Raw genomic sequence first — 13,994 nt, forward strand, 5'->3', positions numbered from 1 at the left:
TGATAACTATTTGTAAAAAAATGATGCTTCGACACAAGTTCTCTATTTAAATAACAGAATTTTCTCTGATTTTTTTTCAAAATGAGAATTGCTGGGCATCTGGGTAAGTGTAGTTATTTGTACCAACAATGTTAATTCGCAAGTCAGAGTTACCTGTGATGCAATTGCTGCCATCTAAGTGGGTATCAATTATAGTCGTAAAACGTACTATGATCCGACTATGATTGACGCTACCGCCACCCATTGTATAGACTTGACCGTTGATATATTCATGTTTTTCTAACTGCTGTTCTTCCCAAGCAAAGTATTCTTCTGGGGTAAGCTGTGGGGTGTTATCTTTTGCCACAATCATTGTTAGTCACCTCCTAAGTTTGTAGTTGTTTGGGACAGGTGTGGATCTGGGTTGTTGGTTTGATTTTAACAATCTACACAAACAGTTTTTGGAGTAAGCCTTTTTTGAATTGTTCGGTCTGGTCGATTTGGCGGGAGAGGGTTTCGATTTTGCGATCGATAGCGGTTAAGAAGTTGGCTATTTTTTTTTGTTCAGCTAAGACAGGAATAAAAATTTCCAAATTATAGAAATCATCATGATTTAAATCTGGTATTGTTGATGTTCCAGCTAGGCTTAAAATTTTATACTGGATTTTATCTCGCTTAAAAAACTCAAGCAAGAACTTTTTATTTATCTTATTTCTGTCATAATCAATCTTGAAGAAGTTATTATGGAAAGCTCCGACAACATCAGTTACGACTTGTCCTGTATTGCCAGTTCTTGTCATCAAAATATCATCTTTGTCACAAAGCACCCTTTTAGGAGGGTTCAATATATAGTAATGCGTTTGAGAATTTGGCTTTAAAAATTCATTAGTTATGTAGAAATAGCCGCCTTCAACTTGATATGTAAATCTGTCTGAAATTGCAATTTGAAGACCTTGGTTTATTTTTGTGATTTCTTGTAACTTTTTCCTTTCCCAATCAGGGAAGGGTAAGCCGATCGCACCCTTAAAACGAATCTCTTGAGAGAAAAGTTTTTGCATAACGCCACGTTTGTAGGTTTGCAGCAGTTCTCGTTTGCGGCGGAGTTGGTTGAGGCGCGTATCCACCGCCCCCAAAAAACTAGCGATCTTCTCTTGTTCGGCGATCGATGGGCAAAATATTTTTATTTGTAAGATATCGTCAATATTGATTCTCGTAACTGTTGAACCAATTACATATTGATATATTTCGCGTCTACATTCTTTGCTTGTTAAATAGAAAGATAAAAAATGGGGATTAATTATATCTTTGTTGGGACGTAAAAGAACCATTCTTTGTCCCATACAAATCTTTAAGCCTGAAGGAACTAAACAAGTTTCTCCTGCTGGAGCTTCTCTTGTAAAGAAAACATCTCCATATTCGGGAACCGCTCTTTGTGTCCACTCGATAAACCCCTCTTTCGTTGTGTATTTGATATTATCTAATACCAAAATTCCATTCCTAACATTATTCGTTCTTACGACAAGATACTCAGAAAATTCTACATATTGAGCAGTTTTATGCTCACAATCAATTACTTTGCAAAGTTGATTAATTGGATAGTATGGATTTTTTTTCTTACTCATAACGGCGCATCAATACCCAACTCATCACAAAACCCCTTAATCGCCTCATCGATCGCTACCATCTCACGATCGCACTGCCTCAACTCCGTTGCTACAGCCGCCAGATTGAATCACGTCTCTTTCTTGTACCCTTTGTCAAGTTCACTTTCAAGAAATGCACTGACTCTTTCAGAGCAATCCTCTCGCAAAACAGCAAGTCTCACCACCCTTCCAGCGCATAATTTCTTCTCCACATTTATCAAGCAGCTTGATTGCCCACTTGATTCGGCGCATCTGAAATTCTTCTACAGTTTCAACTGCTGATTCCAAATAAGCCTGTGTTAAAGGCATTTGGTCAAGATGTTTTTCAAGTAATCCGAGTAAGCCTATGGTTTTTCCTAGCCTACTTGTAGAAATTCTCTCTGGTGTATCTGTGTTAAGTAGCGATCGTACTCCATCTTAAAACAGTGGGCGATCGCTTTGAGCAACGCCTAACGGCATAAAGCCACGAATCACCGGTTCAATATTGATTTTAAAAGCTACGCCCGACTGTTGAGCAACGCCTAACGGCATCAAGCCACGAATCACAGCGAAGGTGAAAACCCTTAACTGAGGAAGGTTCGTTTACAATCTTACAAGTACCTTCCAGATCGAGAAACCAAAAACACAAAACTTACCAAAATTTCCCTTACTTTCAACCCCTCAAACCCAGTGCTGATAAACTTTTCCAAAAATGGCAATCACCTTTTTCCTTGTCTCAATTACCATATCCCTTACTGTGTAAACCTTCCCTGCATTCTTTTACCCTCAATTCCCTTTCCCATAAGAAATACTTGTCAAATTGGAGATTGAATCATCGTCCACGCCAAATCAGGAGGTGGTGAGCTTGGCACTTCCTCAATCCGATACCTCAAAAATCGGGTATTTCTTGACCCCACATGGTCAACCCAATAAGGTAAAGTTAACCTGCCTTGATTATCCCTAATTGCCCACTGTCTCATCCCCTCTAGATAATCTTCCGAGACAAGTTTGATCGTTTTAATCAACTGGTCACTTTCTCCCAAAAATAAACAACCAAACCGTCTCACTAGCTCAGGATAGTCAAACGCTAACTGTATCCTCTCCCTTAAACTTGGCTGTATCTTCTCCCCGTTAGAACGAACCAAAATCAAACACTTCAGATTAGATAAAATTTCTTGATAACAAGGAATAACATTCTCTGGATGGTTAAAATCAGCATTCTTAAACCGTCTCATTTGACGCAAAATTCGCGACTTTTTGGGGTTAGATAACATAGCGATCGCCAATTCTACCCCAGAGTGGCGATAGACATCCGTTTCCCCTACCAAAGACAACAACATCCCATACACTGTTGCTGGAGGAGGGACAGGATAGGTTTTTCCCATTTCCCTTGCATGGGACTCCCGAAAAGTCGCAAATGGAACATCCAAATAGAGAATTAATGGTGCAATCATTTTGATTCTTCTAAGCCCAAATCTCTTTTAATGACTGTTTTCAAAGCTTCAATCAGTTCATTTCGATTACGAGCCTACGGCGGGCTACGCCTACGCTAATCACTTATGGACTGAAAAGACGGATAATTTACGTCTAGAGCGTATTTAGGCTTCAGACCATTAGAGCGACTACCAAGCCATCCACTGCCAAGTGTAATCTCATGTCCTCATTGTCATGGCCAACTACTTTGGTTAGAGTGGCAATCCAGTTTAGGCTATTGTTCGCAATGTTCTCACTGGTTAGAAGGATCTTATAATACTCCAGTAGTTACTCAGAACAGAGGGGTAGCCGAAAATTTCTATCCCATACCAGCATGAACCGCTTCTGCTCCATTCTAAAAAAATCCGGCGCTTTCCTGCTTTCCATGCTTGATTGGACTCACGGCAAGCTTATCCTTCCAATTTGGACTAGCGGCAAACTTATGCTTCCAAACTGTTAATTTCATCCAAAATTAGCTGACGCTAGAATGAGGGTTATAGTGTTGTTGACGGCAAAGTTATGGTTCCAGTAGCGGCAAAGTTATGGGTAAAGTCACATTAACGCTCTTCTCAAGTGCTGTAATATTTAGGTATGCCGATAGTTTGAGACTAAACCAACTGTTGTAGGCTGGATTACCTGGTTCTAGTAAATTGAAAAACCACGATCGCTCCTGAGCAAAACAAAGCAATAGGAAAGCTTTAAGCGATCGCTACCACCACAAAGCAAAGGAGTTCATAATCATGTTAGGGGGAATTTAGTTACAGAACCTGCTGTTTAGTAGAAAAATGTTTTGTCCTACAGCAATTTATTGAGGAAATTCATCAATAATGTTACTGCATTTAAGTACTTGGCAAGAAGTCGAAGCTTATTTACAGCAGTCACGGGGTATTATTTTCCCTATTGGTTCCACTGAACAACATGGACCAACGGGGTTGATTGGTACTGATGCCATTTGTGCAGAAGCGATCGCTCGTGGTGTAGGTGACGCAATTCAAGCGATCGTTGGCCCTACAATCAATGTGGGGATGGCACTGCATCATACTGCTTTTCCTGGTACAATCAGCCTGCGTCCCAGCACTTTAATTCAAGTAGTGCGAGATTATGTAACGTGTTTAGCCAAATCTGGTTTTACCAAGTTCTATTTTATCAACGGACACGGCGGTAACATTGCTACCCTCAAAGCTGCATTTTCAGAAACTTACGCGCATTTAGAAGATTTGCAGATTCCCAATGCTAAACACGTGCAATGTCATGTAGCAAACTGGTTTATGTGTAGTTCTGTATATAAGCTGGCTAAAGAACTATATGGGAATCAAGAAGGTTCTCATGCAACTCCAAGTGAAGTAGCTCTCACCCAGTACGTTTATCCAGAGGCGATTAAGCAAGCACCCCTTTCACCAGAAGTTGCAACCGGACACAGAATTTACAGTGCAGCTGATTTTCGAGTCCATTATCCAGATGGACGTATGGGTTCAAATCCGGCTTTGGCAACACCAGAACACGGTAAGCAATTTTATGATTTGGCACTGAAAGAACTTAGCAATGGATATTTGGAATTTTTGAACGCAGAATAAAGAATGTTGAATAATTTATAATTAAGCCTTAATACAGTATTCCATAAATTCGTAACGAATTGAGTTCCCTACTGACAAGGCTTTGCAAGACTCAATCACGCGACAAACTTGTGAAATCTTGTACTGAGAAATAGCAGCATTCTATTTTTTTTTTGTTGGCTTGGCATACTCCAAATTTCCCGTAAAAATAATGTGGCTACAAACCAAGGCTCAAGTAAGTAGCGTCTCCAAAGCCTTTTCGGTTCAGACACCAAGCGATACAACCATTCTAAACCCACCCTTCCCATCCAGCGAGGAGGAGTGGGTATTACTCCTGCTACATAGTCCATGCAAGCTCCACTAGTCAAAATAGTATTGGCATGAATATATTCCAGATTTTCAGAAATCCAATGCTCTTGGCGTGGCATACCCATTCCTACCATTAATACATGAGGTTTGTAAGCATTAATTGCAGCCAGAGTAGCAAGATTTTCTTGACTATCTTTATCCATATCAATGTAGCCATGAGCGCAAGCAATCTCTAAACCAGGAAACTTCTCGCGCAAAATACTTGCTCCTTCTTCAGCAATTCCTGGCTTTGAACCTAAATAGAATACACGCCAGCCTTTATTAGCTGCTTCCGCCATCAGAGGCCATATCCAGTCAGCATAGGTTACTCTTTGTTCTCGTTTCATAGGAAAGCCTAACAACTTTCCAATCAACAATAGAGGCATACCATCAATATGGATATATTCAGCCTGGGCATAGAAAGCTTGCATTTCTGGGTCATTATGAAAGAGATAAAGACTATGCATGTTGTGATTTGCGATAATCCACTTCTGTTGTTTCTCAACAGATTCTTCAATTAATGAATTTAACTCTGGGATAGAGAGTGCATCAACTTTAACACCAAGAAATTTATATGAAAATCGTTTTTTCATGACTTAAAATTTTTATTTTTTGAATTATGAGAGTTAATGTCACAACAAAGGTGATTATTTAAAAAGCAATTGGTAACAATATTTAAATATTTCCAAATTTAAATATTAAGAAAACTTAAGTCTCCTTATTAACTAAGAATGACTTATTTTCATCAGGATTTCGGCGACATTCTGCGCTCTTGCATTCCAGGAATATTTTTCTGTAATTAAGGTATATGCTGTATCTACAAGTGATTGATATTTATCAAGATTTAAAGCTGCATCCAGCACTGTATTAGCGACTTCTTCAGTAGAGTATCCTGTTACTAGAAGATGTTCTAAGTGCCGAAACTCTTCTAAACCTCGCAAGCCTTCTGGTGTTGATACAACTAAGTTTTTACTAGCAAAATAATCTAATGCCTTATTACGAGCGCCACCGGCTACTGCTTGTTTTGAGAATGGCAGCAAAGCAATATCCGCATATTTAACATGGTCAACGAAATTCTCTCTTTTAGGTAAAAAACCTAAAAAAGAAATATTCGAGGGTATTGGTTCTGAAATATCACTACTATCCCTACCTATAACAACAAAATGGATTTTTCCCTCATGATTTTCAAGATATTTGGCAACATCAATAGTCATTGACACAGACATATCGTTACTTGGAAACTGAAATGTTTTAGGAGCAATAAGAACCACTATTTTTGCTGGTCTAAATGCTTTATAGGGGTCTTTATTCAACAACAATTCAGTATTTAGTAAGTCTTCAGTAACTCCATTACCAATACTATAAATTTCATGTGGAGTTTTACCATACCACTGGGAAATTAGTTTAGGAATAGAGTCACCTGCTGCAATAATTGGACTACCAGAAAATATCAAAATTCCCTGAGCAATATATGTCTTAATACATTGTACAAACTCTTTGAAAGGATTCGCAACTGAAAACAAGCGCATCCAGTATTCATAGGCTGAAAATGTATGAAAATCTAATACAAGAGAGGAATTTGTATGTTTTCTAAGTTTAAGTGAAATTAAAGCAGCTAATCCAGGTAAAGTTTCTTGAGCATAAATGATATCTGGACAAAACTCATCGATACATTTTTCTATAGTTTGAATATATGACTTTAGACTTCTTGACCCAATCGAAGCAGAAGGAGCATAATTAACAGATGAACAATCTAATCCTAGCTGAAAAACATCAAAATTTTTAGTAAGATATTGTCCTAGATAAAAAGGTCTAGTAAATGCACCAAATGGTTGACTGGAATCCAGCGTTGAGACAATTAGTAAGCGTTTACCCATAATATGATTGATTATTCAAATATTTAGTAAGTTTAGTTTTTAAACAACATTTTTTAACTCACTTAGATAGTTATAAATTATCTAATATTAGGTAATGAGCCTAATTAGCAGAATCATATTTCAGAGTTAGTTTGGCTGATATCATCAGAAAATGTAGGAGAAATTGCCAAATTTTTGTAACCAATAATTGCTCTAATGTAGGGCAAGAACCAGTAAAATATCCATAATGGCCCAGAGTGTCTGATACAAAATATAGTCCAGGGTTTTAATGGAAATCCTTTAATTTGTAGTGCTTTTTTCAAGCGCTGTAATATGCTTAATTTGGTATCTACCCAACTATTGCGGATAGAGTTTTTAGTACAAGTACCAATATATCCAGGAGCTACCCATATTTGACAACCTAATTTACTTGCTCTGAGGGCATAATCTAAATCTCCTAAACTGTGAATAAAAGCTGTATCAATATTCCCAACTTTTGCAGCAACAGTTTTAGGAATTAGCACACAGTTACCATACATAGCATCGCATTTTTGCATAACCGAACTTGGTTCTAAAAACTCAAATTTGTTAGAATACCACTTTTTAGATTTTACTGCTCCTCCATAGGTTGCTTTTCCTGTCATTGAATCTTTAGTTGAACCAACTACAATTGAGTCTGAATAACCTTGTTCAGACAAATTTTGATGAATCTCTAATAATTTACTGACAGCATTAGCTTCTAAAAATGTGTCATCATTCAACCACAGATAATAGTCATATTGATTTTTTATTGCCTCACCAAAGGCGAGGTGCATCCCTCCCACCCAAAATAAATTACCATTACCCTGAAGAATATGTACCTCTGGATATTCTGCTTTGATAGCTTGTGCAGTTCCATCAGAACTACCATCATCAGTTAGATAGACATCAAAATTATTTTTTTGCTCATATAAAGTATGTAGACAGGTGAGAGTTATATTACGCCTATTATGACAGGTCATTATTACAGCTAGATTTGCTTTTTTCATCCTATTTACCTCATGTAGTTTATCTAGAAACGATCAATACAAAAAATAAAGCTAAACCTAATTATTTTAATCGCGTTTAAAGTTTAGCCATTTTTTCTATCCAACAACTTAAATTAATATCTAAATTAAAGTTTCGTAATTTTTGTTCCATTCTTCTCACTACCAACATATATCGATGCAAAACTGAGACGCGAGGCATTTGAAGTTTGACAACCTCTTGACACAACCATCGATATTTTTCGGAATCAATATTAAGTTTCTTCAATTTTTGGATTTGTGCATTCCAATCGTTATAAAAGAATAAGTTGAAATAATGAATCGATGTAATATCATTCCAATGTTTAATTTGTAGTTCTGGTGATAAGCGGTTATGTAAAGGTAACGGATAACTATAATTAGGAGGAAGATGTTCGACATTTTCTTCCAAAGCACATAAAGTTACAGATAAAACAGACTGCTCAACAAAATAAATACCTTGAGGAGGAGTGATATCAAGGCGCATTACTTTTTCAAAATTCTCTTTCCAAGCTGTAAATATACCTGTACTCCTTCTCACAACGACCAAACCAGAATTCCAGTAAGCTCTAATTTTTTTCTTACCAATTGGTGTTTCAACAAATACCTCACGCTTTACCCCCAGCACTTCATATAATTTTTGCCAGTACCATTCTTGAGAGTCTCGCAAACCTGTAGAACCAATTCCTTGACCATACTCAGGACGTAAGCGGGCGTTACAATTCACGGGTAATAAAAATTCTTTTGGTTCAGAAAAGAAGCATTTGTCACTGTCTAGAAAAACTAATATTTCTGCATCAATATTTTGTTCTGCATAGGCACATGTTAGGGGCTTATTTGCTAAATAATACTCATGAAATTCTTGATTGATCGGGATTTGTTGATGATTTACCTGCAACGCTTCAAATGCTTTTTGGGTCTGCTGTGATATAGGTTCACCCAGTCTAGGATGAAAACTATATACAGGTGTATCTTTCAATTCTCCACAGAATTTACGAATACTTTCTGCAAGCATTAAAGATTGAGCTTCTAAGCGCCCAGGTTCTGTACAAATTATAAAAGCTATAGGTATTGACATATTATGAAGTATTGATTTACTAAGTTAGTTACTAAATGAAGATTTCTTTTTTATAGCGTTTACTAATCAGATAAGGTACATCATAGTCACTTCATCGCTTACGGGGAGGGGGTGGCGTTCTTGTACCTCACTCAACTGAGAACCGCTATATTACCAATATCTCCTGAAATAAAGCTGAATAACGACGTGCTTGAAGTTCCAGAGTAAATTCTTGTTCTGCTTTTTTGCGAGCATAAAATGACAGTTTTTCTGACCTCTGCTCATTTTCAAGTACCCAGGCAATTCCTTTGGCGAAATCGTCAACTTCATAAGGGTTAGCTAAATAGCCATTTTCCTGATGATCAACAATATCTTTTAAACCAGTTGCATTAAATGCAACAACCGGAGTACCGCAAGCGAGAGATTCAGAAGCTGTTTGTCCAAAAGATTCTTGCAGAGACGGTACAAGCATTACATCAGCTGCTGAGTAAACAGTTGCTAAAGATATATCATCATATAAATGCCCCAAATAGTATGTTTTGAATCCTAAATCAGGTGGAATTTCGGGTTGAGATGCCCCAAAAATTACCACTTCAAAGTCGTCCTTCCATCCCGATTTGCTCAATTCTTGTAAAGCTGGCTGCAACAAATGAAATCCTTTATTGCGATCGCTTGTTGCCTCTATTGCTCCAAAGAGAATTAGCTTCTTATCTTGAGGTAACTTCAGTGTTTGTCGTGCAAAATCTTTATTAAGAGGTCGATATTTTTGAGTATCCAATCCGTGAGGAATCACCTCGATTCGTAAATTCTGCAACAAAGAACTAGAACGAGCGCACTCTGCTAACCAAGAACTGGGGGAAACCAGAGTTAAGTTAAGATTTTTCCAAGCTTTTACTTTGCGCCGCCATACCCAACGGGATAAATCCCATTCGTTACTACTGTTGAGTTGGGGGCAAGATCCACAGGATGCTTTGTAGCGATCGCATTCTCCAATAACGTGACACCCTCCAGTAAACCCCCACATATCATGGAGAGTCCAAACTAAAGGACGCTTCAGTTTAGGTAACGTTTCTATTTGCATAAAAGCTGCGCTAATCCAATGCAAATTAATTATATCTGGATTAATCTGAGCAACTTTAGGAATAACTCTATCTGGCAACCATTGAATAAAAAATGGAGTCTTTTTCTTTTGAGGATAAAGCTTTAATGGTAGGCTTTCAAATGTCAATTTAGCCTTAGCAATGCCTTGAAATAGTCTAAGCTTAGGTGCAATAACTGTTTTATCATTACTAGATTTTTCCTGGACTAGCATTTGTGACTGTAGTCCTATATCTTGCAAACCTGTGTGCAAGCGATAGGCAGCCCTTGCAGCGCCTCCACCAATATCGTGAGTGCTAAGATGTAAAACTTTCATTTTTCTTAACTGCGTAATTACTAACTAAAATATTCTGATGATTTCGTTGATATTCAAGGGTCAAAGATAACGAAGTAGTGACATACATTAACCAATTCCAACTGGGAGTTAATAATCTAGCTTCTGAAAAATTAACTATTACAATGATAATTAGCATCTGCATTGGCCAATAATCTTCCGTTTTTTTAGCAACAGAAATAATTCGAGTTAATGCCATTACAAAGAACCGGACAAACCCTCCTGCGAAAGTCAAAAAACCTAAAAATCCTAATTCTAACAATAGTTCTAAAAAACCATTGTGGGCATTACTTGCCCAATCATAAGTAGCTCTTAAATTAGATGCATCACTACTAGTCCAAAACCCAGAAAATCCATAACCTAGCCAGGGCCTCTCCCAAATCTTGGACATCACTAGCTCCCAGAGATCAGAGCGTCCATTAAAGGTAAGGTCTTTGCCAGAAGTACCAACTACAGTGTCGGCATTATTGATAAGTAATGTTACACCAAGAATTACTAACATTAATGCCGAAGTAATCATAATAACTTGTAATTTATAATTAGTTTTTTGAAAGGATTTATAGATCGGCAAAAGTAATATCATTGTTAATAAAATTGTTAAAGATGTTGTCGAACGCGAGAGGATGATTAAAGATACAGATATCCCACATATTCCCCACATCAACCAACGATATCGATTGCTACTAAGAGCAAGGTGTAAAAAAACTCCTGCACTCCAAGCCATCATGTATCCTAATTCATTTTTATGACCAAAAATTCCGCTCCACATACCTACTAATTCAGGCGATTTATGAATATAACCTGGTATAAATGCAGAAAATAGCATCGATAATAATGCAGATGCACCAAGAGCCCAAGCAATTAGTCTCATTTGTTCGCGAAGAGAATAGCGCATTGCCAAATAGATTGCCAGAAAATATAGTCTGATTAAACCTCTCATATAAGTAAGACTTGAACTTAAGTCTCCTGACCACAAAAGAGAAAATACAACTATTGTTAATAAAAGCAACTGTAACGGACTGCTAGTAATTACATAAATAAAGCCTTTCCAGTATAAAAGTAGAAAATAAAATAGAATTAAATATGAAACTATATTGAATATAGTATCTAGCTTATCGCCTCCAAGGGTAGATGTAGAAATTTCTTGTGCAGGATGTATGGTTAATGCCCCTACAGTAATGAGTAATAGCAAGATGGTTAATATTTTTTCTGTTAACTTTACTTTAGTTTCTGACATTTCATTTGTCTATTAATTTACTAGATTCCTCGTCAGTTTTTCACTTTAGAGTAATTTAATTTTTTCTTAAATTCTTCTTTAAAAATATCCAATGCAGTTGCTTTATAGACTGTTTTTTGTGTAAAAATATCTGCCTCTATATTCCTCACAATAAAGGGTGGATGCTTTAAAGGAAATTCCATTGCTTCCATTGACATATTAATAAACGAAAATTCTTGCTTAGAATTAAAATGAGTTGCGTCTGCACCAACACCAACATTAGAAATTAAATTGACATTGGGAATAATGCTTAAACTACCCTGCATCCAGCAAGCAAATGTCCATTGATAATCCCAGGTTATACCTGTAGGATTGTTATAAACAGACCGAAATATTCGTTGCCAATAGTTTACTGCTTTCGGCTCGACAAGAATATGATGTAAAAGGTTTTCTGCTTCCACTTCCTTCCAGAGTTTGATAGTCAAATCATAATATTGCCAAGCACGCCTCCAACTTGCCCACCCCCAGCAGTGGTTATAGCGAGAAAAATAATAACTGTAATTTGTGCGTTTTCGTCCAAATTGAACATTTTGGGCAGATATGGTGGCGATTCTAGTATCATGTCTATATTTTTCCAGTAGTTCTTCACTAAATCTGAAAAAAGTCGGGTTAGGGATACAATCATCTTCTAAAATAATTGTCTCTTCAACATTATTAAATACCCAATCTAAACCACTAGATACTCGTTTCGCGCAACCTAAGTTGATATCAGAATAATTCTTAATAACTTCACATTCCCAATCAACTTTTTCAATAATTGCCCTAGTCTCTTCACATTTTTCCGCCTCACCTTCACGGTTACTGCGGGGGCCATCTGCAATGACAAAAAGTTTTTTTGGCTTCGCTTGGCGAATAGCTTCAAAAACTTTCTCTGTTTTTTGTGAACGATTGAAAATAATAAGAGTTACTGGTGTTTGCATCTTTGATTAATTTTGCTAATTTTATTGATATAAAAAAGTTAAAGATAACAATCAAAATTTATAAAAAGGAAGTAATGATTGCATCTGAATATTAAATATTTTTTTTGTTCTTTTATCAAATGCATTGCATAGAAAAGCGGCAGAAGCTTGAGATATTATGGTTGCGATCGCAGCACCCAATCCTGCATATTTAGGAATCAGGAAGAAATTAAGAATAATGTTTAGTATTGCTCCAAATAAAGTTTTACCTAAAGAAACGTGATTTAAACCTTCAGCGATAAACCACGGTGATGTCGCAAGACCCATAAATACAAACAAAGAAGTCCAAATATGAACTGATAATATTGGCCCGGCTTCTGCATATCCACTTCCGAACATAACCATAATTATCTTGTCGGATAGAAATGTCATTGGAAGAGCAATCGCCAAAGACATGCATGTCATTAGACTAAGTAATTGTCCTATTCTCTGATAATAAAGACTTTCTGATTTTTCCTTAGCTGCATAAATTGAAGGAGCAACAGAAGAAACAATAGCCCCTGGAATAAAATACCAAATTTCAGAAATACGTACAGCAGCAGAATAAACTCCAACCTCACTATTTCCGATCATTTGACCTAACATTACTTGATCTATTTTCATAAAAATCAAAATAGCGAATCCTGAAAAAATTAGAGGTAAACTATCTTTCAAAAGAGTTTTAGCCTCAGCCAAACTCCAACGCCATGACAACAATGAAGAAGTTTTGATTTGGTAAACAATTAGCAATCCAATTGCACTCATTCCAAATTCTGCTAATGTTATCCAAGCAAAAGCTAATAATGGCGCGTTTGTTAAAATTAGTGTTATTTTAATCAGACTATTTAGTAGAAAAGCTAAATTTTTAGCAATTACAGCGTATTTTGACTGTACTTGTGATTGAAACCACAATTCAACAGTATCAGTCGCTCTAAAAACTCCTACCATTCCTAAAATAGCAACTAGATATATCTTAAGCGTTTCATGCTCACCTAAGAGAAATAGAGTTATTACTGCAAGTAATACAGAGGAAATTCCACCCAAAAATTTTAACCAAAAAGTGGTTCCTAAAATTTCCTCTTTGTTTGATGATTCGCGTAAAAGATGACGAACTACGACATCATCTAGCCCTAAAGTAAAAATTGGGCTAAATAATGTGACAAAGGCTAAAGCATAGTTAAAAAGACCATACTGCTGTACTCCTAAGTAGCGTGCTAACCATACTCCTATAACCAAGCTTGCACCCATACGCAGAATGCGATCGGCAAACAGCCAGCCTGTATTTGCAATTATTGCACGCAGCTTTGATCGAGATTTTAATTTTGATAAACTTTGAAGTTTCAATTTACTTAGCATTGCTTTTTAATTTAACCATCTTAGGTTCTTTCTATTGATTTTATAATTTGTGGTGTACTCA

15 protein-coding genes are annotated in these 13,994 nt (G+C 36.7%); 1 reads left to right on the plus strand and 14 read right to left on the minus strand.

What is annotated here, in order from left to right; genetic code table 11:
- Positions 1–76: 76 nt before the first annotated feature.
- From V7K38_RS23780 to V7K38_RS23805, 6 genes are all read right to left on the minus strand, one after another.
- Positions 77–352 (minus strand): Uma2 family endonuclease, encoded by a 276-nt coding sequence (locus tag V7K38_RS23780; RefSeq protein ID WP_334861287.1) that lies wholly within the window; start codon positions 350–352, stop codon positions 77–79.
- A 73-nt stretch (positions 353–425) separates the two neighbouring features.
- A complete protein-coding gene (locus V7K38_RS23785; RefSeq protein ID WP_334861289.1) occupies positions 426–1,601 on the minus strand; it encodes a restriction endonuclease subunit S in 1,176 nt (391 codons plus the stop codon).
- A 168-nt stretch (positions 1,602–1,769) separates the two neighbouring features.
- Positions 1,770–1,931, minus strand: coding sequence for a hypothetical protein (locus tag V7K38_RS23790; RefSeq protein WP_334861290.1), 162 nt, complete (start codon positions 1,929–1,931; stop codon positions 1,770–1,772).
- Positions 1,932–2,039: 108 nt separating this feature from the next.
- On the minus strand, positions 2,040–2,168 hold the full coding sequence (locus V7K38_RS23795; protein WP_334861291.1) for a hypothetical protein: 129 nt from the start codon (positions 2,166–2,168) through the stop codon (positions 2,040–2,042).
- A 248-nt stretch (positions 2,169–2,416) separates the two neighbouring features.
- A complete protein-coding gene (gene cas5 / locus V7K38_RS23800; protein WP_334861292.1) occupies positions 2,417–3,055 on the minus strand; it encodes a type I-MYXAN CRISPR-associated protein Cas5/Cmx5/DevS in 639 nt (212 codons plus the stop codon).
- A gap of 536 nt (positions 3,056–3,591) precedes the next feature.
- Complete coding sequence (locus V7K38_RS23805) at positions 3,592–3,762, minus strand: hypothetical protein (protein ID WP_334861294.1); 171 nt, start codon at positions 3,760–3,762, stop codon at positions 3,592–3,594.
- 139 nt (positions 3,763–3,901) lie between these two features.
- Between V7K38_RS23805 and V7K38_RS23810 the strand changes: the two genes are divergently transcribed.
- The gene (locus V7K38_RS23810) at positions 3,902–4,648 is read left to right on the plus strand and encodes a creatininase family protein (RefSeq protein WP_334861295.1); all 747 of its coding nucleotides are present in this window, start codon (positions 3,902–3,904) and stop codon (positions 4,646–4,648) included.
- Between the two features lie 95 nt (positions 4,649–4,743).
- On the opposite strand, the gene V7K38_RS23815 is transcribed toward V7K38_RS23810, so the two are convergent.
- The 8 genes from V7K38_RS23815 to V7K38_RS23850 all read right to left on the minus strand — a co-directional run bounded on the left by V7K38_RS23815 (position 4,744) and on the right by V7K38_RS23850 (position 13,933).
- Positions 4,744–5,568 (minus strand): WecB/TagA/CpsF family glycosyltransferase, encoded by an 825-nt coding sequence (locus V7K38_RS23815; protein ID WP_334861297.1) that lies wholly within the window; start codon positions 5,566–5,568, stop codon positions 4,744–4,746.
- Positions 5,569–5,700: 132 nt separating this feature from the next.
- Complete coding sequence (locus V7K38_RS23820) at positions 5,701–6,852, minus strand: glycosyltransferase (protein WP_334861299.1); 1,152 nt, start codon at positions 6,850–6,852, stop codon at positions 5,701–5,703.
- Between the two features lie 113 nt (positions 6,853–6,965).
- Positions 6,966–7,859 (minus strand): glycosyltransferase family 2 protein, encoded by an 894-nt coding sequence (locus V7K38_RS23825; RefSeq protein WP_334861302.1) that lies wholly within the window; start codon positions 7,857–7,859, stop codon positions 6,966–6,968.
- 76 nt (positions 7,860–7,935) lie between these two features.
- The gene (locus V7K38_RS23830; protein WP_334861304.1) at positions 7,936–8,952 is read right to left on the minus strand and encodes a hypothetical protein; all 1,017 of its coding nucleotides are present in this window, start codon (positions 8,950–8,952) and stop codon (positions 7,936–7,938) included.
- Between the two features lie 145 nt (positions 8,953–9,097).
- On the minus strand, positions 9,098–10,345 hold the full coding sequence (locus V7K38_RS23835) for a glycosyltransferase family 4 protein (RefSeq protein WP_334861306.1): 1,248 nt from the start codon (positions 10,343–10,345) through the stop codon (positions 9,098–9,100).
- Positions 10,326–11,600 (minus strand): O-antigen ligase family protein, encoded by a 1,275-nt coding sequence (locus tag V7K38_RS23840; RefSeq protein ID WP_334861308.1) that lies wholly within the window; start codon positions 11,598–11,600, stop codon positions 10,326–10,328. Before V7K38_RS23840 ends, V7K38_RS23835 begins: the two co-directional genes overlap by 20 nt.
- Positions 11,601–11,632: 32 nt before the next feature.
- Positions 11,633–12,559: a glycosyltransferase family 2 protein gene (locus V7K38_RS23845; protein ID WP_334861310.1), complete on the minus strand. Its 927-nt coding sequence runs from the start codon at positions 12,557–12,559 to the stop codon at positions 11,633–11,635.
- Positions 12,560–12,610: 51 nt separating this feature from the next.
- On the minus strand, positions 12,611–13,933 hold the full coding sequence (locus tag V7K38_RS23850; protein ID WP_334861312.1) for a flippase: 1,323 nt from the start codon (positions 13,931–13,933) through the stop codon (positions 12,611–12,613).
- Between the last annotated feature and the right edge of the window lie 61 nt (positions 13,934–13,994).

This window comes from Nostoc sp., assembly GCF_036917465.1.
Classification (GTDB): Bacteria; Cyanobacteriota; Cyanobacteriia; order Cyanobacteriales; family Nostocaceae; genus Nostoc.